General features: G+C 62.6%; 1 protein-coding gene. It reads right to left on the reverse strand.

The genetic code is table 11. The features are described from left to right. Positions 1–318: 318 nt before the first annotated feature. A partial coding sequence (gene befA, locus BN1143_RS00640) for a beta cell expansion factor BefA (protein ID WP_042049269.1) occupies positions 319–983 on the reverse strand: 665 nt, incomplete at its 5' end.

The raw sequence follows: 983 nt of genomic DNA on the forward strand, positions 1-983 counted from the left end.
TGGCCCTGGTATGCCGCCTCCTCGGCGCCGGGCTCGAGGGGGGAGACCAGATCCCCGCTGACCCAGAAAGCCGTGGGGATCCCCTCCTGCAGGCGCAGATAGATGCTCTGCTTGTCCCACTCCCGACGCAGGGCTCCGTCCGCCCCGTCCTGTGCTGATGCTTGTGTCATGCCACTCTCCTTGTCTTGCTGACAAACCTGGCTGCGCCCATGAAAAAGAGGGCCTAAGGCCCTCTTTTTACTGTAATTCGCACCAATTAAACAGACGGCAATCCGCGCTGTGCAAAGAAAAACTGGCGGTTGCTCACCCTCTGCTCAATCAGCGGGTCAGATCCTTGTCCACCCAGTACTTGGAGCCCGAGATATTGGCGTCCAGCAGCAGTCCCTTCTCGCCGATCTGGTAGATGGCCATGCCGCCGTTGTACTTGGCGGTCAATTCGGCGCTCTCCTTGCCCGCCACGGCCCCCACCTCGGAGGTGGCCTCCCAGCCCTGGCTGACGAAGGCATCGAACCTGGCCTTGTCCTCAAACAGGATCACCTGCTGATAGAACTTGCCACCCAGCCCGGCCGCCAGCCCGGCACCGAACATCTTCATGTAGGTGTGCTTGCCGGTGGTACGGTTGACGGCCACCCCGGCCCCCTGGTTGGTGTGCAGCATCAGGGAAAACTTGCGCGAATCGAACACCGCATAGCCGTATGCCTTGTCAAACAACAGCTTGGCCGAAGGCTGTTCGTTGAACAGCCGCACCAGGGCGGTGTCGGCCATGGTATTGAGGGCGAGGCGCGCCTCGTCCGCCGTCTTGGGCTCCAGCATCTCGTCGAGCTTCTTGTCGGCCACCGCCAGCCACTCCTTGCCGGTGGCCACGCTCTTGTCGGTCCAGGCGCCGGCGGTATTGAACGCCTCCGAGCCCCACTGGGAGACCGAGGCCCATGTCGCCTTGGAGAAATCGGTGACGCTCTGCCACGCCTCCTTGCTGGTGTCGC

The organism is Aeromonas dhakensis, assembly GCF_000820305.1.
Classification (GTDB): domain Bacteria; phylum Pseudomonadota; class Gammaproteobacteria; order Enterobacterales; family Aeromonadaceae; genus Aeromonas; species Aeromonas dhakensis.